22 protein-coding genes are annotated in these 19,186 nt (G+C 66.5%); 10 read left to right on the forward strand and 12 right to left on the reverse strand.

Annotation, left to right across the window (positions count from 1 at the left end):
* Nucleotides 1-56 precede the first annotated feature (56 nt).
* Together AB431_RS00170 and AB431_RS00175 are read right to left on the reverse strand one after the other, a co-directional pair.
* Nucleotides 57-365, reverse strand: a complete 309-nt coding sequence (locus AB431_RS00170; RefSeq protein WP_047328248.1) for a hypothetical protein — start codon at nt 363-365, stop codon at nt 57-59.
* Nucleotides 366-411: 46 nt separating this feature from the next.
* Nucleotides 412-1,512 (reverse strand): diguanylate cyclase, encoded by a 1,101-nt coding sequence (locus AB431_RS00175; protein ID WP_200902678.1) that lies wholly within the window; start codon nt 1,510-1,512, stop codon nt 412-414.
* Between the two features lie 110 nt (nt 1,513-1,622).
* Between AB431_RS00175 and AB431_RS00180 the strand changes: the two genes are divergently transcribed.
* On the forward strand, nt 1,623-1,892 hold the full coding sequence (locus AB431_RS00180; RefSeq protein WP_047328249.1) for a YdeI/OmpD-associated family protein: 270 nt from the start codon (nt 1,623-1,625) through the stop codon (nt 1,890-1,892).
* 160 nt (nt 1,893-2,052) lie between these two features.
* On the opposite strand, the gene AB431_RS00185 is transcribed toward AB431_RS00180, so the two are convergent.
* Nucleotides 2,053-2,655, reverse strand: coding sequence for a TetR/AcrR family transcriptional regulator (locus AB431_RS00185; RefSeq protein ID WP_047328250.1), 603 nt, complete (start codon nt 2,653-2,655; stop codon nt 2,053-2,055).
* Nucleotides 2,656-2,732: 77 nt separating this feature from the next.
* On the opposite strand from AB431_RS00185, the gene AB431_RS00190 reads away from it, so the two are divergent.
* From AB431_RS00190 to AB431_RS00215, 6 genes are all read left to right on the forward strand, one after another.
* The gene (locus AB431_RS00190) at nt 2,733-3,716 is read left to right on the forward strand and encodes a nitrilase-related carbon-nitrogen hydrolase (protein WP_047328251.1); all 984 of its coding nucleotides are present in this window, start codon (nt 2,733-2,735) and stop codon (nt 3,714-3,716) included.
* Nucleotides 3,713-5,344: an amidohydrolase gene (locus AB431_RS00195; protein ID WP_047328252.1), complete on the forward strand. Its 1,632-nt coding sequence runs from the start codon at nt 3,713-3,715 to the stop codon at nt 5,342-5,344. The genes AB431_RS00190 and AB431_RS00195 overlap by 4 nt, the downstream gene beginning before the upstream one ends.
* Nucleotides 5,341-6,684: an APC family permease gene (locus AB431_RS00200; protein WP_047328253.1), complete on the forward strand. Its 1,344-nt coding sequence runs from the start codon at nt 5,341-5,343 to the stop codon at nt 6,682-6,684. Before AB431_RS00195 ends, AB431_RS00200 begins: the two co-directional genes overlap by 4 nt.
* Nucleotides 6,685-6,686: 2 nt before the next feature.
* Nucleotides 6,687-7,424, forward strand: coding sequence for a YqjF family protein (locus AB431_RS00205; protein ID WP_047332906.1), 738 nt, complete (start codon nt 6,687-6,689; stop codon nt 7,422-7,424).
* 26 nt (nt 7,425-7,450) lie between these two features.
* On the forward strand, nt 7,451-7,720 hold the full coding sequence (locus tag AB431_RS00210; protein WP_047328254.1) for a hypothetical protein: 270 nt from the start codon (nt 7,451-7,453) through the stop codon (nt 7,718-7,720).
* A gap of 176 nt (nt 7,721-7,896) precedes the next feature.
* Nucleotides 7,897-8,862, forward strand: coding sequence for a GGDEF domain-containing protein (locus tag AB431_RS00215; RefSeq protein WP_047332907.1), 966 nt, complete (start codon nt 7,897-7,899; stop codon nt 8,860-8,862).
* Nucleotides 8,863-8,913: 51 nt separating this feature from the next.
* Here the strand turns inward: AB431_RS00215 and AB431_RS00220 are convergent, their stop codons facing one another.
* The 5 genes from AB431_RS00220 to AB431_RS00240 are packed head-to-tail and all read right to left on the reverse strand — an operon-like array spanning nt 8,914 to nt 11,866.
* Nucleotides 8,914-9,747 (reverse strand): acyl-CoA thioesterase domain-containing protein, encoded by an 834-nt coding sequence (locus AB431_RS00220; protein WP_235435787.1) that lies wholly within the window; start codon nt 9,745-9,747, stop codon nt 8,914-8,916.
* A gap of 26 nt (nt 9,748-9,773) precedes the next feature.
* Nucleotides 9,774-10,115, reverse strand: coding sequence for a GNAT family N-acetyltransferase (locus AB431_RS00225; protein ID WP_047328255.1), 342 nt, complete (start codon nt 10,113-10,115; stop codon nt 9,774-9,776).
* A gap of 9 nt (nt 10,116-10,124) precedes the next feature.
* Nucleotides 10,125-11,090 (reverse strand): pirin family protein, encoded by a 966-nt coding sequence (locus AB431_RS00230; protein ID WP_047328256.1) that lies wholly within the window; start codon nt 11,088-11,090, stop codon nt 10,125-10,127.
* 21 nt (nt 11,091-11,111) lie between these two features.
* Nucleotides 11,112-11,528 (reverse strand): EVE domain-containing protein, encoded by a 417-nt coding sequence (locus AB431_RS00235; RefSeq protein WP_047328257.1) that lies wholly within the window; start codon nt 11,526-11,528, stop codon nt 11,112-11,114.
* A 56-nt stretch (nt 11,529-11,584) separates the two neighbouring features.
* Complete coding sequence (locus tag AB431_RS00240) at nt 11,585-11,866, reverse strand: hypothetical protein (protein WP_158423490.1); 282 nt, start codon at nt 11,864-11,866, stop codon at nt 11,585-11,587.
* Nucleotides 11,867-12,025: 159 nt separating this feature from the next.
* Between AB431_RS00240 and AB431_RS00245 the strand changes: the two genes are divergently transcribed.
* Nucleotides 12,026-12,337, forward strand: coding sequence for a DUF4242 domain-containing protein (locus AB431_RS00245; RefSeq protein WP_144418150.1), 312 nt, complete (start codon nt 12,026-12,028; stop codon nt 12,335-12,337).
* On the opposite strand, the gene AB431_RS00250 is transcribed toward AB431_RS00245, so the two are convergent.
* Nucleotides 12,301-15,207 carry an AAA family ATPase gene (locus tag AB431_RS00250; RefSeq protein WP_052960130.1) on the reverse strand — a complete coding sequence of 969 codons (2,907 nt, stop codon included), beginning with the start codon at nt 15,205-15,207 and terminating at the stop codon, nt 12,301-12,303. The genes AB431_RS00245 and AB431_RS00250 overlap by 37 nt on opposite strands.
* Before the next feature lie 379 nt (nt 15,208-15,586).
* Nucleotides 15,587-15,772, reverse strand: a complete 186-nt coding sequence (locus tag AB431_RS00255; protein WP_047328259.1) for a hypothetical protein — start codon at nt 15,770-15,772, stop codon at nt 15,587-15,589.
* A 58-nt stretch (nt 15,773-15,830) separates the two neighbouring features.
* Here AB431_RS00255 and AB431_RS00260 point away from each other — a divergent pair, with 58 nt between their 5' ends.
* Nucleotides 15,831-16,724, forward strand: a complete 894-nt coding sequence (locus tag AB431_RS00260; RefSeq protein WP_144418151.1) for a hypothetical protein — start codon at nt 15,831-15,833, stop codon at nt 16,722-16,724.
* 167 nt (nt 16,725-16,891) lie between these two features.
* Here the strand turns inward: AB431_RS00260 and AB431_RS00265 are convergent, their stop codons facing one another.
* On the reverse strand, nt 16,892-17,491 hold the full coding sequence (locus tag AB431_RS00265) for a TetR/AcrR family transcriptional regulator (protein ID WP_082135488.1): 600 nt from the start codon (nt 17,489-17,491) through the stop codon (nt 16,892-16,894).
* A gap of 57 nt (nt 17,492-17,548) precedes the next feature.
* On the opposite strand from AB431_RS00265, the gene AB431_RS00270 reads away from it, so the two are divergent.
* Entirely contained in the window at nt 17,549-18,688 is a 1,140-nt protein-coding gene (locus tag AB431_RS00270) for a Rieske 2Fe-2S domain-containing protein (protein WP_047328262.1), read from the forward strand.
* Between the two features lie 9 nt (nt 18,689-18,697).
* Here AB431_RS00270 and AB431_RS00275 read toward each other — a convergent pair whose 3' ends face one another.
* On the reverse strand, nt 18,698-19,108 hold the full coding sequence (locus AB431_RS00275; protein WP_047328263.1) for a WhiB family transcriptional regulator: 411 nt from the start codon (nt 19,106-19,108) through the stop codon (nt 18,698-18,700).
* Nucleotides 19,109-19,186 lie beyond the last annotated feature (78 nt).

Genomic DNA, 19,186 nt, shown 5'->3' on the forward strand with positions numbered 1-19,186 from the left:
CAGCGGAGCGCGGTTCTTTGCGTTGTGAGATAACGCCGGTGGGCGGAGGGCTGCTTTCAGTTGTTCGGCGACACCTGGTGCGGGGCACCGCGCCAGGGGTAGAGGGTGCTGCTGTTCACGTCGACGATGCCGTACGAATTCCAGTACCAGTCGTGGCAGCTGTTCCAGTCCCAGCGCAGCACCTGGCTGCCGGGAATCGCCGGATCGCCGGGACACCAATGGGTGCAGGTCATTCCCTGCGGGCAGTTGCCGCCCTGATAACTGGGCCCGTCGGCGGTCGCGGCGCCTGCTCCCAGTGCCAGGCCGGCTACTGCGATGGCACCGGACAGCACCGGCGATGTCGTGAGCCGGGAGATGTTCGTCATGGGACAAGTGCAGCCGGGGCAGCCCGCTACCGATCCCAACCGTCCGTTATCGGTCGACGCGGGCCGGCCGGCAGATACGGGTTTGGTTGCCGCCGGCGCGCTTCGCGGCGTACATCGCGGCATCGGCGGATCGGATCAAATCGTCCATCGCCGATCCGCTGTCCCACCGCACGATCGCGGCGCCGACACTTGCGGTCACCGGCTGGGGCAGGGAGGCGATGGCTGTACAGAGGTGGGTGGGCAACCGCTCGGCATCCTCGGCCGGCACTGCGTCGATGACGATGAACTCCTCGCCGCCGAAGCGTCCGATGATCGCTGAGCCGGTACTGGCCTCGCGAAGCACCCAGCCGACCGCGGTCAGGGCCTGGTCGCCGGCGAGATGACCGTAGGCGTCGTTGAGTTTCTTGAATTTGTCCAAGTCGATCATCACCACCACCAGATGTAGGTCATCACCGGGTGAGGTCAGCAACGTCGATGCGCGCTCGTAGAAGGCGCGCCGGTTGAGCACGCCGGTGAGCGGATCCTGGTCCGAGCGCACGACATCGGCACCGAGGGTGCGCACCACCGCCTGGATCGCCAGTGGGACCGCGAGGTTGAGTTCGATGACCAGCCACAGTCCAGCGGTAGCGGCCACCCAGCCGTCGGCCTCGGCCACCCGCAACGCACACAGCACCCCGGCGACGACGCCGAGGAGGATGTTGACCGCGATGGCCTTGGTGTTGTGGAAAAAGGCCGCATACCCGCCGAGCAGGGCCATGGCGGTGCAACCCAGGAGGGCGAGCATGGCAAGCGGTTGCATCAAGCAGCCCACTGCGATGATGCCGCCGCCGAGCCAGGCCATCACCAGCGATTGCCTGCGAGTTGGCCACCCCCGCAGCCACAACACGGCGTAGCCCAGACCGATGACCACGGCGGCGATGCTGAACACTGCCTTGACCACGACGGGCACGTCGCGCATCGTGAGCGTCGCGACCGCCATCAGCATCAGGGCCGCCGAGATCAGGGCCATCAACAGCTTGGTGGGCATCTCCAATCCGCGTGCGCGGAGATACCCGGTAAGCCATTCGAACTGATCGGCTTGCCGCCACCAACGCCCGATAGGTCCCCCGGCTTGGCCGCCCTGCCTGACCGCCCGCTCGTCGTTCACCGTGCTGCCCCTCCCCGCCTTCGATTCACGGTAGCCGGGCGCACTCCATGGCGAAGCGAAACATCAACGGCGGCCGGAAATTAGGGCGGCCTACTTATTAGTCTGTTCGGATGAGCCCGCAATCGGTTCCCGGTGGAGTGGTGCACAAGCTTCCGGCAGACCTGCGAACTGCGCTGCTTGGTAACGACACCGCGCTGGCGGCGTGGAAGGACATCACTCCCCTGGCGCGCAACGAGTTCATCTGCTGGGTCGAGGACGCCAAGCAGGAGAAGACGCGCGAGCGTCGCATTCGCCGCACCCAGGAAGAGTTGGAGGAAGGCATGCGCCGGCCGTGCTGTTGGCCGGGTTGTAAGCACCGCGAGCGCACCGGCAAGGCCTAGACGGTCAGGTGTTCACCGATACCGCGACCGGCGCAGACCCGGCGGCCGCGGGTCCGAAAGATGAAGCGCCAGAATTTCTTTGAACGGCGGGTTGCCCCGACCGTGAATCAACTGGCCACGGCAGCCTGCCTGGGTGTGCGATCGCGACCGTCCTCCGCCATCAATCTGGCGTGAGTCCGCGCAACAGCACCGCCAACCCGTACTCGAAGGCGTCATCCGCCCGGCCCGGCTTGGGGCCGCCGGTGGCCAGTGCCGCCGCCAGCTCCGGGCCCACCTCGGCACCGGAATCCCACGGCTCCTCCGGTGCGGCCAGGTCCAGCGCCGACCCCAGCACGTAGCAGTCCATCAGGGTGATCGCCCGCAGCGTGTCCGCGGCGTCGAACCCGGCGCGCCCAAGCGTCACCGCCAAGACGTTGTACATCCGGATGGCGTGGCTGCTGTTCACGGCGTACGCGGTCAGCAGCGGGATCAGTCGCGGATAACGGGCATAGCTGCGCCGGTAGGAGCGCAGGATGTCGGCGACGGCGTCGGCCCACGGGCGGGTCGGTTCGTCGTCGGGCAGCTGCACCTCGGACATCGCCCGCTCCCGCAGCAGCTCCACGATCTGGTCGCGACCAGACACATGGTTGTACAGCGACGACGGGCTGACCTGCAATTTTTTTGCCAGATCCGGCATGGTGAAGCCACCGGTCGCGCTCACCAGATCCATCGCCGCCGACGCGATCCGGTCGGTGGACAGCAGTGGTGTCGGCGGGCGGCCCATGAAAAACCTCTCTCCGTCTTGCGAAGAATTATGAGCCAGTTCACACTAAAACGAAAGAGATTCGTTTTAGGAGTTCGATGATCACCCTGACCGGTAGTGCGCTGGAACCGCTCTCCCGCTCGGCACCGTCGCAGCGGTCGCCGCTGCGGGTCGGCCTGGTCCAACATCGGTGGCGGCCCGATCGCGGCGAGCTGGTCGCAGCACTGCGATCCGGTATCGACACCGCAGCCGGCGAGGGTGCATCGGTGGTCTTCCTGCCCGAGATCACTCTCCTTCGCTATCCGGCCGACGCCCCCGCCGGCGCCAACCCCACGGCGCTGGCCGAAGATCTGAAGAACGGACCCACCTTTGAGTTGGCCGCGAATGCGGCGCGGGACAACGGAATCTTCGTGCACGCCTCCCTCTACGAGCGCACCTTCGATGGGCACGACGGCCTGGGCTACAACACCGCGATCCTGGTCTCGCCCGCCGGTGAATTGGTCGGCCGGACCCGCAAGCTGCACATCCCGATCTCGGCGGGCTACTACGAGGACACCTACTTCCGGCCCGGCCCCGACGCCGACGCGTATCCCGTCTACGCCCCCGACGGTCTCGACGCACGACTGGGCATGCCGACGTGCTGGGACGAGTGGTTTCCGGAGGTCGCCCGCAACTACTCGCTGGCCGGCGCCGAGCTGCTCGTCTACCCGACGGCGATCGGATCCGAACCCGTCTTCCCCGACTTCGATACACGGCCGCTGTGGCAGCAGGTCATCGTCGCGAACGGCATCAACAGTGGCCTGTTCATGGTGGTGCCCAACCGGGTCGGCGACGAGGGCACGGTGACGTTCTACGGTTCGTCGTTCATCTCCGATCCCTACGGACGGGTGCTGGTGCAGGCACCCCGCGACGAGGAGGCGGTCCTGGTCGCCGACCTGGACCTCGATCAGCGTCGAGACTGGTTGGAGCTCTTCCCCTTTCTGCTGACCCGACGGCCTGACACCTACGGCGCGCTCACCCGGCCCGTCGTCGCCGACCAGCCCTACGGTGCCGGCCACGCCGCCACGGCGGTGGTCAAATGAGCGCCACGCTGTTCACCGGCGGTGTGGTCTGGACCGGAGCGGGAGAGGAGGTCGACGCCCTTCTGGTGACCGACGGGGTGGTGCGCGCGCTGGGCGACGCGGCCCGTGAACTCGCTGCCGGAATCGACTGCGAGCGAGTCGATCTCAAGGGCGGATTCCTGATGCCGTCATTCGGTGACGGCCACGCCCATCCGCTCTACGGCGGACTCGAGGCAGTCGGGCCTGCGGTCCGCGGATGCAGCACGGTCGACGAGATCGTCACCGCGGTCAAGGTCTACGCCGAAGAGCATCCCGACGAGGAGTGGATCGTCGGCGCCTCCTACGACGGCAGCCTTGCCCCTGGCGGGCTGTTCGATTCCCGGTGGCTGGATGCGGCGGTACCGGATCGCCCCGTGGTCCTGCGGGCGTGGGACTACCACACGCTGTGGTGCAACACCGCGGCCATCGAACGCGCCGGCATCACCGCCGATACCCCCGACCCGGTGCTCGGCGAGATTCCCCGGCGCCCGGACGGCTCGGTGCTCGGTACGTTACGCGAGTGGGGTGCAACCGATCTGGTGATGGCGGTGATGCCACCGCGCGACGAGCGGCAGCGCATCGACGCGCTCGGCACGGCCGCCGACTACTACCTGGCCCGCGGCGTCACCTGGGTGCAGGACGCCTGGGTCGAGCCCGGTGACGTGGCAACCTACGTCGCGGCCGCCCGTCAAGGCGAGCTGCGCATGCGTTTCAACCTCGCGCTGTACGCCGACCCGCGGCATTTCGATTCGCAGATAAAGCAATTCGCCGAGTCCCGGCGAGTGGTCGACGAGGTGGGTTCGCCGCTGCTGACCGCGAACACGGTCAAGTTCTTCGCCGACGGCGTCGTCGAGAACGAGACGGGTGCCTTGCTCGCGCCGTACTGCTCGGGACTGCATTCACACGGGATGCAAAATTGGGAAGGTGACGCACTCGCCGAGGCTGTGCGCCGCGTCGACGAGCTCGGACTACAGATCCACATCCACGCCATCGGTGATGCCGCCGTCCGCCAGGCGCTGGACGCCATCGAATACACCGTGTCCCACAACGGGAATCGTGACCGCAGGCCGGTGATCGCTCACGTTCAGCTGGTGGACGACACCGATATCGGGCGGTTTGCCGCGCTCGGCGTCATCCCCAACATGCAACCGCTGTGGGCGCAGATGGACGCGCTGATGACGGTGCTGACCATCCCCCGGCTCGGCGCCGAACGTGCCGACCGGCAGTATCAGATGCAAACTCTGAACCGCTCCGGTGCGGCCCTGGCGTTCGGCTCGGACTGGCCGGTGTCGTCGGGCGCCCCGCTGGACGGCATCGCGGTGGCGACGTCGCGGCGGACTGCCGACGGGCAACCAGACGGCGGCTGGACACCTCACGAGATCGTGCCGATCGAGCGCGCATTGTCGTCCTACACTGCTGCGGTCGCCTATCAGGCTTTCGCCGAAATGACCTGGGGACAAGTCGTTCCCGGCGCCAGCGCCGACCTGGTCTGGCTCGACGACGATCCGCGGAACACACCGCCGCTGGATCTGCCGGGCGTGGGCATCCGCGCCACCTACTTGCGCGGTGCGCAGGCCTACCGGGCCGACAACGGAAGGGCACGACCATGACCGCGGAATACATCACCGGCCCACATGAGGGACACCTGAAACGAGCGCTGGGCCTTCCATCGCTGGTCCTGTTCGGCCTCGTGTACATGGTCCCGCTCACGGTGTTCACCACCTACGGCATCGTCACCGAAACGTCGGGCGGCCGACTGCCTCTGGCGTATGTCGTCACGCTCATCACGATGGTGTTCACCGCGCTGTCCTACGCGCGGATGGCGGCCGCGATTCCGGTTGCCGGTTCGGCGTACACCTACACCCAGCGCACCTTCGGCGCGCCCGCCGGCTTCTTGGCCGGGTGGTCGCTACTGCTGGACTACCTGTTCTTGCCGATGTTGAACTACCTGGTCATCGGGCTCTACCTGAACGCCGCCCTGCCCGCGCTACCCGCCTGGGTCATTGTCGTTGTGTCGATAGCGATCGTCACCGTGCTCAACATCATCGGCATCGTGTCCGTCGCGCGAGCCAACTTCCTCATCATCGCCATCCAGGCGATCTTCATCGTGGTGTTCGTCGCCCTCGCGATCGCCAAGACCACCGGCTACGGAACCGTCGACCTGCTCTCGCCCTTCACCGGTGACGGCACCGCGGGCGGCATGAGCCCCATCCTGGCCGGTGCGGCAATCCTGTGTCTGTCGTTCCTCGGCTTCGATGCGGTCTCCACGCTGTCCGAGGAGGCCCGCGATGCCAAACGCACGGTGCCGCAGGCGATCATGATCGCGACCATCGTCTCGGGGATCATCTTCATCCTGCTGTCGTATGTGTCGCAGTTGGTGTTCCCGTCCAACAAGTTCACCGACGTCGACACCGGTTCGACCGACGTGATGCTGGCCGCGGGCGGGGCGTTCGTCAACACCTTCTTCACCGCGGCGTACGTGGCCGGTGCCCTCGGTTCGGCGTTGACCTCACAGGCGTCAGTGGCCCGGATCCTGTTCGCGATGGGCCGCGACGGGATCCTGCCACGCAGGGTCTTCGGGCATGTGTCCGCCAAATACAGCACACCGGTGTACGCCATTCTCACCGTCAGCGTCATCTCGCTGCTCGCCATCTGGATCGATCTGACGATCCTCGCGTCGGTCGTCAGCTTCGGTGCGCTGGTGGCCTTCTCGGTGGTGAACCTCTCGGTGATCAAGCACTACTTCGTCGACATGCGGGAACGTAACGTGCTGCTCAACCTGATCGCGCCGGTGATCGGGTTCCTGCTCACCGCGTGGCTGTGGACAAGCTTGTCGGGCACCGCGCTGACGATCGGATTGATCTGGCTGGCAATAGGATTCATCTGGCTGCTGGTGGTCACCCGCGGATTCCGCCGGCCCACGCCGGTGTTAGACCTGGAATACGAGTGAACCTGCAGGGCCCGGACCCGCTGACCGGCTTCCCCGTCGCCGCCCCGTCGCTGGGCGGGCGGGTGTGGTTCGACCAGAGCTGGCTGGACTTGACGTTCGTGCACTGGCCGGTGCGTTCCGACGATGTGGCGCACCTCTATCCCGCCGGCACCCGTCCGGACGTGTTCGACGGTCTCACCTACGTGGGCTTGGTGCCGTTCCGCATGGGGTTCACGAAAGTGGGCGCGGGACCGGCGCTGCCGTACGTCGGCGCGTTCGCCGAAACGAATGTGCGGCTGTACTCCGTCGATGACGCGGGCCGGCACGGCGTGCTGTTCCGGTCGCTGGAAACCGAACGGCTGGCGGTGGTTCCAGCGATCCGCGTCGCGATGGGAATCCCCTACACCTGGGCCCGAATGCGGATCAGCCGGACACCAGAACAGATCACCTATGACAGTGTTCGACGCTGGCCGCAGCGCGGGCTGCGCAGTCGAGTCGCCGTCCGGGTCGGTGACCCGGTTGAACCGACGGCCCTGGAAATCTGGCTGACCGCACGCTGGGGTGCGCATACGCGGAAGGCGGGCCGCACCTGGTGGGTGCCCAACCGGCACGATCCGTGGCCGCTGCGGGCGGCGCAACTGCTGGACCTCGACGACCAACTGGTGGCCGCGGCCGGTGTACGTACCGCCGGGGAACACCTGCGGGCGCTGTACTCCCCCGTCATGCGAACCCAGTTCGGTCGCCCGATCGTGGTCGTCTGACCGGCCGGTCGCAGTAAGCTCACCAGATGGGTGTGCGGATCTCGAGGGCGCTGTTGGCCGCCGCGTGCGGCGCGCTGTTCGTGGCCGCGCCCGTGGTGGTCGCTGCGCCGGCCAGCGCCTGCCCCATCGGGCATCTGGCCGACCCGATCACCGGCCAATGCTTCGTGGCCAACGGCGTGCCGAGCGTCGGCGGAATCCCCTGCATCCCCGGCAAGTCGATGGGCACCTGCCTCGGCATCCTCCAGAACCAGTCACCGCGCGGCGGCGGGCCGCCGGTGGGCGGCCCGTGGCCGTAGACGGGTCAAACGCCGAAAGACGCGTGGGTTGTACCGAAATCCGCCCGATGAGTTAGTCGTTATAAAAGATGTGATCCCGCCATCGTTTGCCGGCAACGGGCCTACGATGACGTCGACGAAGGCGGAAAGCCCGCGGGCTCATTCGGCTGGGATGTGGTCAGGCTATGGGAGTCTTCGTGGATGCAGACGTCGCAGACGGACAGCACGCCGCTGCTCTACATACCCGGGTGTTCCATTCGCTCGACGAGCAGATTGCCATCATCGACGAGGCCGGAGACATTGTCGATGTCAACGAAGCCTGGATCCAATCCGGTGTCGACGGCGGCCTCCCGCACGGTTGGATCTGGATAGGCAGGAGTTATCTGGATGTGCTCTCAGTAGCCGGAGCGGCCGGTGACGCATCGGCAGCCGGAGCGATCGATGGGATCACGAAAGTCTTTCATGCTCAGGATAAGTCGCCGTTCGACTTAGAGTATCCGTGCGACGCCCCCGCCGGCAGCAGGTGGTTTTTGATGCGCGCGACGAAGCTCAGGGGCATTGGTGGATGCCTGGTCGCGATCATTCACATCGACATCACTCGCCGGAAGTTTGCCGAGGAAAGGGCGGCGTTCTTGGCGATGCATGACGAGCTCACCGGCCTCCCGAATCGACGGTATCTGGCGATGGTGTTAGCCGACCCACTTCGCAACGGTGCCGCGGCCGGGTCACCCACGGGCCTGATCATGATCGACATCGACAACTTCAAGGAATACAACGACGCGCTCGGCCATCCCGCTGGCGACCGCTGTTTGAGTCGGGTGGGCGAGGTTCTGCAAACCTTTGCCAGAACGACCGGTGGCGTCCCGGTGCGTCTCGGTGGTGACGAGTTCGCCTTCTTGCTCCCCAATACGAATCTCGCCGAAGTGCGGCGGGTCGCCGCCGACATATTAAAAGCCCTCAATGCCCTGAACAACGGCGGCGAGAGGGAACCCACCGTCAACGCCAGCATCGGGGTGGCCGCGATTACCGCGGACGATCTGGACGATCATGAGCTCCTGTTGCGCGAGGCCGACGACGCACTGTACCGGGCGAAACATGCGGGAGGTAATCGGATTGCATTGGCGGAATGGCATTCTCGGGATGGCGACAGCCCTCGGCGTTGATGCGGCGCAGCGGGTCGTCGGCATTCCTCGACTGTCGAACGCCGGATCTTTCTACGCCCTGGGGCGAAAGGACTCGGCCGGGTTGACCAAGCCGACGGTGATCGCGTTACCGATCTGCCCCTCCACGTCGAATACCGCCACCGCACCGCAGGCGATGCCCTCATGGCTGTTGTGCGAGGTGGCCGCCAAGCCGATGTAATCCCCGACCGGCTCGCGAGCCAGCGTCAACGTGTAGTCGGCATTGATGTAGCGCAAACCGCCTGTGCCCCAATGAGATGTCGCACTAGCCGCATCCGCGGCCATGGCCGCGGTGACGAACGCAGTGGTGACTTCACCCTCGACCAGCGGACGGACCTGCCGAATCCAGGCGTACTTGGGCCCGGTGGCATCGTGCCATTCGGTGAAGGACATCGCGCCGCCGGAGTTACCGTCTCCCCCGTAACCCCAGACGAACATCATCAGGTCTTCGGGCAGTGGACCGGGCTCCGGCGGCAGCGGTGGCATGACGACCGGCGAGGACCAGATATCGCCGGCGGGGTGCTCCCCGCGCCGAAGAAACATGGCGCTGGCCCGGGATACCACGACGTCGTTCTGGATGAGTTCGGCGTCGATGAGCCGGATGCGCCGCCCGTCTCGGCGCACCGTCGAGCGCACCTCCAGCGGTGCGATGGCGGTGGGCCGCAGCAGATCGACGGTCAACCGGGCCGGCACCAGGTCGGGGCCGCCGCCCACCTGTTCCAGGGAACGCGCGAGGATGCCGCCGACGACGTGACCGCTGATCGTCGGTCCCCAGGGGCCCTGCCCCGCCGGACCGGGCAACAGCACGTCGCCGTCGGCGACTGTGTAGGCCCGCGAGACGCTGCCGGTGTTGCCCAGATCTGCCACGAGCTCACACGATAGCGGCGGCGAGCTCAGCTGCTCAGCACCTGCTGCAGGTAGCGCTCGGTGTCCGCCGTCGCGGGGTCAACCGCGTCGTCGAAGTCGTGGTGCTTCTCCAGGTACTTGGCCACCATCTTGCACACTGGCACGATGCGCAGTCCGGCGTCGCGGGTGGCGGCCAGGGCTTCACCGACCATGATGCTGGCCAACCCGCGCCCTTCGTACTCGCTGTCGACCTCGGTGTGGTGAAAGATGCGCTGGCCGTCGTGGTCGACGAAGTCGGCGAGGCCCACCTGTATGCCGTCGACGCTGATGGTGAATTGGTCCTTGCCGGCGGTGACGGTGGTCTGGGCGCCGGTTTTGTCTTCGGTCATGGGGGCTCCTCAGGTTCGGCGGCGGGGCCGCAGTCGGGTGGCGGGCAGCGCGGGTGCAGGCAACCGCCGGACGGAACCCGTGTACCCACTGACGGCACCGAAGCGGTCATCGCCGTCCTGCCACTGCCGGCGGTACTCGACGATCTCCTCGTGGTTGCGCCCGACGAAGTTCCACCACATCAACAACTCATCGGGGAACGGTGGCCCGCCGAGTAGCAGCACCCGGGCTGCCAGTCCGGCCGCGTTGTGCAACCGCAGGCTGCTCGACCCGGTCCCCAGGTACGCCAACTGCCCCGGCTCCAGCGCGCGGCCGTCCACGTCGACCTGGCCCAGGTCCAGCAGGACCCCATGCTCGAAGGCGGGATCGACGTCGAGGTCCAGAGTGCAGCCGGCGGCCAGGTCAATCTGGGCGCCGAGCAGCGGCGTGAAGGTGTGCACCGGGGAGCGCTGACCGGCCAGCTCGCCGAGGAATACGCGGAGGGTGGCCCCACCGCGCGAAAATGGTTCCGGGGCATAGTGATCGAAGTCGCGGGCGGTGTTGCGATCCGAGTCGGGCAGTGCCACCCACAGCTGGGCGCCGTGAAGGATCGTGCTCGACGACGTCGACACCTCCGAGTGGCAGATTCCCGCGCCGGCCGTCATCAGATTCAGTTCGCCGGGGCGGACGGTCTGGTGCACGCCGGCGCTGTCGCGGTGCTCGATCTCGCCGCGGAACAACCAGCTGACGGTCTGCAGCCCGGTATGGGGATGGGGCGGTACGTCCATGCCCGCGGTCTCGCGCACATCCTGCGGGCCGTAATGATCGGCGAAACACCAGGCACCGATCAGGGAGCGCTCGCGCTGGGGCAAGGTTCGCCGGACCGGAAGCGCACGGGGTCCGCCCAAGGGCACCTCACGTGGTTCGAGGACTTCTACACCGTCGAACCTCGTTGCCCCGCAGGGTACTTCACGTGGAGCGGTCTCGAGGTTGCTCACGATCTCGAGCGTACCCGTGCCTCAGGCTGCGAGCGCCTGCGTCATCGCCGCGCGGATGAGCAGGAAGTCCGGCTCGTCGATGCGGAACACTCCGAACCGGAACTTGTAGCCCCAGCGCTGCGGATCGACGATGAACTCGAGTCGGTCCAGCAGGGGCCGGATGGGGGTCGCGGTGCAGGGCAGAAACTCCATCCTGCGCCGCCACGGATCCGTCGGCTGCTCCTGATAAGGCTCGTCGTCGGTGACCCGGCCGATCGCGGTGAACGCCTGAAGCGATTGCCCGTGCTCGAGTGCTGTTTTCGGCGAGTAGAAGATGATCCAATCGCCACGCTCCATTTTGCGCAGCATGTGCGGCTTGCCATGGTTGGCCTGAGTGAAACCGCCCGCGACGCCACGCTGCACGTGGTCGGCGCTCACGGTGTTGATCCAGTGCGTCATGGGCTCACGCTAGGTCGCGGGTACGACAGGTTCGGCGCGGGAGGGCACTGCCCCGGCTAGTCTGCCCGCGCGTCGGACGAGGGGCCGCGTCCGTTGCCGGAGATGTCGGGCGCGAACATCTCCGGGCTCATCGCGGGATCGATCGGCTCGTCCTGCGCCACGTCCGCCGTCTCGTCGGCGGAGGTCTGCTTGTGGTCGGCCCGCCAATCCCGCACCAGCAACGCAATGCCGGAGACGGCCAGCCCCACCACCACAAATGCCGCGTAGGTGCTGTCGGTGAAGATGGCGACCAGCAGGGTCACCAAACCTGACAGGGCGAGAACCATCGCAAGCCTCATTGGCCGCCCTCCATCCACATCGTCGTCACAGTTCTATCGCGTACTCGCCTTCCGAGGGCGAATCACCGCGTTCGGCGCGCCACCGTGTCGGGGCTTCGGCTCTGAACACCAGGGAAATCCCTGGTGTGCACCGATTACGTGGCGGCTTAGCGTGGTCGAGTGAGCATTCCTCGTCGGCCGGCCCATCGATTTCTTGTCGAGTGGTACTCGATGGCCCTCGTGCATGCTCCGCCGGCCGATCTCGCCGGTCGGTTGGCGCACGGCGCGGCGGTCGCGCGTATTCATGGGACCCGGGTTTCGGTGGTGTTGACGGTCGCCGCGCCGGAGGACGAAATGGTGTTCGGGGTGTTCTGTGCCGAGACCGCCGACGACGTCAGACGCATCTGTCAGGATGCCGGCTGTCCTGTTGACCGAATCACCGCGGGCGTGACGAGCTATGTCGTCGCTGACGGTGAGTCGTTGTCTGACTGATTGTCAGTGGTGCGGAGCTGTTGGGCGAGTTGGGTTCGGGAGCGGATGCCGAGTTTGCGATAGGTGTTGGACAGGTACATTTCGACGGTTTTTGCCGACAGATACAGGGTGGCGGCGATCTGTTTGTTGCTCAGTCCGGCGGCAGCGTGCTCGGCGACGCGTTGTTCGGCCTCGGTCAGCGCGGACCCGGGGTTGCGGGTGGTCAGTCGGTCGAGTTCGCGGTGGGCGCGCGTCGCCCATAGCGGGCTGCCGATCTGGTCGAAGGTGTCCGCGGCCTCGCTCAAGGCGTTGTGGGCCAGTTGGGGTCGGCGGCGGCGGCGCTGCAGTTGGCCGAGCAGCAGTTGTGTGCGGGCTCGTTCGAAGGGCATGGGCAGCCGGTCATGGTGAGTCAGCGCGGCCTCGGCCTGGGCAGCGGCGTCGTCGAGGTGGCCGGCGGCAGCCAGGAGGAGGGCTCGGCAGCGGGCGCCGACGGCCAGCATCCAGGCCCGGTCCGATCGGGCGCCGTTGGCCTCCAACGCTGCCACGAGGGGCTCGGCCTCACCCACCCGGCCCAACGCAGTCAACGCCTCCACCGCATCCGGAAGATAGGCGCCCGCCATGATTTCGGTTTCATGGGCGGCGTCAAAGTGCTCCAATAGGGGTGAAAGTGTCTGCAGGGCATCGGTGTAGAGGCCTTCGGACACTTGCACGAAAGCCAGACTGGTCAGTGGAGATCGGATTAGGTACAGCGATCCGGCTGCAGTCGCGGATGCGACCGCCCGATCGGCTGCGTTCTTCGTTTGCTCGGCGCGCCCCAGATGAGCGGCTGCGGCCGCCACCGCCGTGTAGGCGGTGACGAGGGGCAGTCGACCGCCGAGCTGTTCGGCCCGTTCCAACGCTTCGCGGGCGGTCTGTAGCGCGTCGGTGTAGCGGCCCAAATACACTTCGATCATCGTGAGTTGTTCTGCGGCCCAGACCACGTCGACTTCGCTGCCGCGCTCCGCGCATCGGTGAGCTATCACTTCCATCGTCGTGTGTGCCTCCTGCAGGCGGCCTGTCCACGCGAGGTTCATCGCCAACACTGCTGAGGGCTGCACGGTGGCGGGTGCGGCAGTGCCGGCATCTTCGATGGCGAGCGCCTGCTGCAGCGCCTCCTCGTCGGTTCCCAGCCCGTACATGAAACTGACGTGCGTCCAGAGGGCCAGGGCCTGGCTGCGGAGCGAGTTGATGCCCGTGGTCTCGGCTTCCTCGCGTGCCTGCCGTGCGTGAGTTACGCACCCCGCCATGTCGCCGGTGAGTCCAGTCGCCAGAGCGAGCAGTATTCGAGCTTGCGCCCGCAGCGCCGGATGCTCTTCGGCTTCGGCGACCGCGCGTGCCAAGACGCCGGTGGTAGTCGTCAGGCCGTCGCGGTAGCTGCGGATGGCGGCCAGCAGCATGAGGCCCAGGGCCCGCACGAATCCCGCAGGCAGGGTTGCGGCGATCGGAGCGATCATGCTTTCCGCTTCGTCGAGGGCCCCGGCCCGGAATAGGTACTCCGAACAGCGCATTCGCCTAATTTCGGTATCGCCGCCGAGGCGTAATGCCAGGGTGACCAGTTCGGCCCCGACGCTGTATGCACCGCGCGCGGCGGCGGTTTCGGCCGCGGTGTCCAGGGCGGTGTGGGTGTCGGGATCGCCGTGCGGGGTGGCCAGGGCGAGATGGCGGGCGCGGAGTTCGGGTTGGTCGACGGCGTCGGCCAGACTGCGGTGCGCCCGTCGGTAGGTGGCGGGGTCGGCGGTGGTGGTGAGCCCGGAGGCGATCAGGGGGTGTGTAAAGCGGATGTGGTGGCCGACGAAGTTCAGGATCCCGCGTGCTTCAAGGGGCTGGAGGATTTCGACGAGGTGTCCGCGGCCGTGCCCGGTGGCGGTGGCGATCAGATCGACTGTGGGGTCGACGGCGGCGGCGATGGTGACCGCTGCCAGGGCCGTGGTGGGGTCGAGGTGGCCGATGCGATCCCGGACGAGCCCCGCCAGGGTCGGCGGTAGTGCCGCCAGTTCACCGCTCGGACTGTCGGTCAGTGCGCGGGCCAATTCCAGTGCGTAGAAGGGATTTCCGCCGGAGAGGGTGTGGATGCGCACCATGGTGGGCCGCGGTGGTGACATACCCAGGTGGTCGCGGATGAGTGCGTGCAGGGCGCCCAGGCTCATCGGGCCCACAGTCAGCCGAGTCAGGGCGCGCGGGTCGCGGGGATGTAGCCAGGAACGGTCCGGGCCGGAGGGGTCCTCGGTGCGGTAGGCGGCTAGGAGGCCGACGGGTCCGCTCAACCGGCGGATGGCGAATCCGAGGACCAGTCGGCTGGCCTCATCGAGCCATTGGGCGTCGTCGATTGCGATCAAAACTGGTTGCCGGCAGGCGAATTCGTCGAGGGCGGCCCGAACGGCAGTCGCTAGCAGCCGTTCATCGCCGCCGGGTCCCTCCAGGCCGGCGATCACCGCGTGCAGGGCCTGTTGGTGCAAGGGTGAGAGCCGATCGATGACGGTGGTGTCGATCCCGGTCAGTAGGTCGCCCACCGCGGCCAACGCTAACGACACCTCGGCGGGCGCCCCGGCGGTTTCCAACACGGTGAACCCCTCGGCCGCAGCGCGTTCGACAGCGGCTCGCCATAGGGTGGTCTTCCCGATCCCGGCCGGGCCTTCGAGGATCAGTGTTGCCGGTGCCTGGCGCGCCCGCTCCAACGCCGTTCGCACCGCAACGACCTCATCGCCGCGCCCCACCACTCCCCCGACCACGCACAGCATGATCGCAGGCAGAACCGGCCGGTGCAGCGCAAACTCGAGAGTGCGCACACGCCCGGGGCGCAACCGGTTGCGGGCTTTCCCGGTGGCCTCGGTGGGCAGGATCTGGCCGTCCATTCCCTGGCAAATACCAGGGAAATCCCTGTATCGGCGCTGATCGCCTCCTCCCTACCGTCGAGGCCAGGTACTCGCAATCTCACTTCAGAAGATCGGGTTCCTGGGCCGTTGGCACCGAGAGGGAGGGGAGCCGTCGATGGTTCGTTGCCCGCGGCCGCTGGGGAGGACATCGATGAGAGTGCCCGATCCGGCGTCTACGCGTGCGAGTCGGTGCTCCCCCAGTCCAGTAGACCAGGTTTGGCTAGAGAGGAAGTCTCGTGAACATCGCAACGGGCAGTATCGGCAGGGTAGGGCTGTTAGCTGTAGCTTTGGGCATCGGGGGCATGTTCGGCCACTGCGCCGTCGCTTCCGCCGATGATCAAGGTGGTACCAAAGCTACTCACACGAGCACCGCGCACGCCAGGTCTGCCCGCGTGGCAGCAGGCCCGGCCGGCTCAGCGAAGTCTGCTGCGCCGGCAACGCCGGTCAGAGCCACGGCGAATTCGGCACTCCAATCGGTCCCGGCACGGGGCGCCAAGCCTCTGGTGGTACCAACCACGCCGAGCGTGCCGAGCGACACAGTCACCGCGGCCGCACTGGCGGCTGCGAGGCGCGCGGACCAAACCGATGAGACGGCGACCGTCTTGACAGCGCCTGCCTCGGCAGCGACGGACCCAGTGCGCTTCTCCGATCACTTGACCACCGCCGACCTGTACGCCGGGAATTTCGCGGTGGTGTCGGTCGACCCAGAGGACGCCGTCTACGACACCCACGGCTACCTCACCAGCGGCACCCTTGAGGTTGCAACCGGTAGCCAACCCCACTACACCTACGCCCCGATCGGGACCACGCAGAACACCTACACCGGCACGGAGTCGATGGCGACCACCAGAGTGACGCAAACCTTCACGCTGAACGGCGGATACAACGTCGCGTTCTACCGCCCGGCCGACGACCCGATCGACCTGCCGCCGCTGGATGACGTGCGCACGTCGGGTCAGGTAGACGTTTGGCTGGTCCGCGCCGAGAACCTCGCCGACCCCGACCTGATCACGGCGGCGACCAAGATTGCGCCCGGTGCCACGATCTCGACAGGGGCGGTACCGTTGGCTTCCTTCGGTCAACTCTATGTGTTCAAGTCCGGGGGCGGTGACTTCCTGGCGGGACTGCCAGCTGCCGGAACCGTCACGCCCGGTGGCGGTTCGGGTGGCGGTTCGGGTGGCGGTTCTGGTGGCGGAGGAAACAGCCCGTCATTGTTGACCAGGGTCATCGACGGATTCACCGGTCAGCCAGACGCCAACAACAGCCAGTCAGAGGTCCAGTGGGAAGCCGCCACCAACCTCATCAGCGCAGTCCCACTGCTGAACATCCCAGTGGGTATCGCGAAATTCGCCGTCGACGGTTTGCAGCTCCTTATCGCGTTACTGAGCAACGACAATGCCGATGCGCAAGACGAGCTTCACGACATCGGCAACGATATGGGCAGCATCCTATTGTTCAGCAATACGACGAAGCTCGTCACCCTGCTTTCGTCCTAGGTCCACCACACCACGCCAACGAGGGGATGGCGAGCCGGTGGATTGGTGGCCGGGGAGCGGGCATAGGAAGGCGAAATGTATGCCCGCTCCCTTCGGCAATCACCCTCTGCCGACGCCCGCTGCGCTGTCTGGATGTGAGACCGAATAGGCTGCAGCGCAATGGAATATCAGCCTGCGGCGGCAGGTTGGCGTTGCGGCGCCGTGAGCATCGCAGCCAGCATGGCGACGATCTCGTCGAGACTGTCGGGGCCCGCTCCCCCGCTTTCGGCGCGACGCTCGCGGTCGGCCAGCAGCGCCCACATCGTGGTGGCGACGGCGGAGACCCTGCGGATGCGAGTGCCGCGATCGGATGCGGGAACCAGCTCGCGCATCGCCCCGGTGATGCGCGGCCATGCCGACTCGGCCGGACTCTGCGGTTCCCGGTTCAGCCGGATTCGCACCACCTCGAGGAACCGGGCGTAGTGCGTGGCCTCGAGGTTGCCGAACGGTTCGACGAGCACCCGCAGCAATGCGTGCGCGTCACGCATCTCCTCGGCGGACATGCCGTCGAGCATGGCCTGCCGCTCGGCCTCCATCGGGACCAGCCGCCGGGCCACCACCGCGTCGATGAGGTCCTGCCTGCTCCGGAAGTAATAGTTGACCGCTGAGTTGTTGCGCTGGCCGGCCGCGACGGCGATTTCGCGCAGCGGCACCTCGAAGCCGTGCTCGGCGATCAGCCGTTCAGCGGCGTCGAGCAGTACTTCCCGAGAACGGGCGCCGCGGTCCACGTTCAGCAGTCTAAATCAACGCTAGGCAGCTTTAAGCACATGTGCTTAAATTGACGCATGAACCAGATCCGCGAGATCGACCCCGGCACGCCGATGACGCGTTACGCGCGCGGTTGGCACTGCCTGGGCCTGGCAGACGATTTCCGCGACGGCAAGCCGCACGGCATCAAGGCCTTCGGCGGCAAGCTCGTGGTGTACGCCGACTCGCACGGCGACGTCCACGTCCTCGACGGCTATTGCCGGCATCTGGGTGCCGACCTGGCCATGGGCACGGTCAAGGGTGACAACCTCGCGTGTGCGTTCCACGACTGGCGCTGGAACGGCGCGACTGGACGCTGCGTCGAAATTCCCTATGCCAGAAGGGTTCCCAAGCTCGCCCGGACTCGCAAGTACCAGACCGTCGAAGTCAACGGTCAGCTGCTGATGTGGCATGACCCGGAGGGGTCGACGCCGCCGCCGGAACTCACCCCGCCGACGATCGACGGCTACGACGAGGGCCAGTGGTCGAAATGGGCATGGAACTCGATGGTCATCGAGGGGGCGCACTGCCGGGAGATCGTCGACAACAACGTCGACATGGCGCACTTCTTCTACATCCACTACGCCTACCCGACTTTCTTCAAGAACGTCTTCGAAGGTCACACCGCCAGCCAGTACATGGAATCCAAGGGTCGCCAGGACTTCACCGAGCATCCGGAGCGGTTGTGGGAGGGCACGAAACTGCGCTCAGAGGCGACCTATTTCGGCCCGTCATACATGATCAACTGGCTGCACAACGACCTCGGACCGGACTTCACCGTCGAGTCGGTGCTGATCAACTGCCACTACCCGATCGATCAGAACTCGTTCATGCTGCAGTTCGGGGTTTCGGTGCAGAACATGCCGGGGTTGTCAGATGAGAAGGCGGCCAAGCTCGCCCAGTCTTATTCGAAGATCTACGAGGTCGGCTTCCTGCAGGACGTGGAGATCTGGAAGCACAAGACGCGGATCGAGAACCCGCTGCTGTGCGAGGAGGACGGGGCGCTCTACCAGTACCGGCGGTGGTACGAACAGTTCTACGTCGACGCCGCCGATGTCACCTCGGACATGACCGACCGGTTCGAGCTCGAGGTCGACACCACCCACGCGTACGACGTGTGGCAGCGCGAGGTCGACGAGAACATGCAAAAGCGCGCTGCTGCAGCAACATCCAGTTAGCGCATTGGTTCAGGCCGCGGTGCGCGGCCGGCCCAACGGTAGATGGACGACGGTCGCCACCTGGGCGGGCAGTTCCTCGCTGCGCGCCAGCAACTCGGCGCTCTCCGGCAGTTCGCGCGGATTGAGCTGACCGTCGGCGATGCGCCGCAGCAGCTCATGGGCATGGGCCAGCTGGTGGCGCTTGCGGTATTGGCCGCCGGGCAGCTTGATGCCGGCCCACACCCCGTACTCCTCGCCACCTTCGACGGCGCTGCGGGCGCACGCGCGCTGCTGGGCCAGCGGGCACCGGCGTAGGCAGATCGTCCGCGCGCGGGTGGCCGACTGCTCATAGACGCGGGCCTTGGCCGCGCCGTCACTGGCGTCGTCGTCGGCGTAGCCGAACCACAGATCGGGGTCGACCGAGCATGGGCGAAAGTTCATCGGAGCCTCCTTGGCCGGATTCAATGACGAAAGCGTATATGCCCGCCATCGACCACGCAAGGGGAACGTAGAAAGAAA

This window comes from Mycobacterium sp. EPa45, from assembly GCF_001021385.1.
In the GTDB taxonomy this organism is placed as follows: domain Bacteria; phylum Actinomycetota; class Actinomycetes; order Mycobacteriales; family Mycobacteriaceae; genus Mycobacterium.

Excerpts from the sequence above, each read along its gene's own strand:
- AB431_RS00170 (WP_047328248.1), bottom strand. The coding sequence starts at position 365 with ATGACGAACATCTCCCGGCTCACGACATCGCCGGTGCTGTCCGGTGCC.
- AB431_RS00180 (WP_047328249.1), top strand. The coding sequence starts at position 1,623 with ATGAGCCCGCAATCGGTTCCCGGTGGAGTGGTGCACAAGCTTCCGGCA.
- AB431_RS00185 (WP_047328250.1), bottom strand. The coding sequence starts at position 2,655 with ATGGGCCGCCCGCCGACACCACTGCTGTCCACCGACCGGATCGCGTCG.
- AB431_RS00190 (WP_047328251.1), top strand. The coding sequence starts at position 2,733 with ATGATCACCCTGACCGGTAGTGCGCTGGAACCGCTCTCCCGCTCGGCA.
- AB431_RS00195 (WP_047328252.1), top strand. The coding sequence starts at position 3,713 with ATGAGCGCCACGCTGTTCACCGGCGGTGTGGTCTGGACCGGAGCGGGA.
- AB431_RS00200 (WP_047328253.1), top strand. The coding sequence starts at position 5,341 with ATGACCGCGGAATACATCACCGGCCCACATGAGGGACACCTGAAACGA.
- AB431_RS00210 (WP_047328254.1), top strand. The coding sequence starts at position 7,451 with ATGGGTGTGCGGATCTCGAGGGCGCTGTTGGCCGCCGCGTGCGGCGCG.
- AB431_RS00225 (WP_047328255.1), bottom strand. The coding sequence starts at position 10,115 with ATGACCGAAGACAAAACCGGCGCCCAGACCACCGTCACCGCCGGCAAG.
- AB431_RS00235 (WP_047328257.1), bottom strand. The coding sequence starts at position 11,528 with ATGACGCACTGGATCAACACCGTGAGCGCCGACCACGTGCAGCGTGGC.
- AB431_RS00240 (WP_158423490.1), bottom strand. The coding sequence starts at position 11,866 with ATGAGGCTTGCGATGGTTCTCGCCCTGTCAGGTTTGGTGACCCTGCTG.
- AB431_RS00250 (WP_052960130.1), bottom strand. The coding sequence starts at position 15,207 with ATGGACGGCCAGATCCTGCCCACCGAGGCCACCGGGAAAGCCCGCAAC.
- AB431_RS00270 (WP_047328262.1), top strand. The coding sequence starts at position 17,549 with ATGAACCAGATCCGCGAGATCGACCCCGGCACGCCGATGACGCGTTAC.
- AB431_RS00275 (WP_047328263.1), bottom strand. The coding sequence starts at position 19,108 with ATGAACTTTCGCCCATGCTCGGTCGACCCCGATCTGTGGTTCGGCTAC.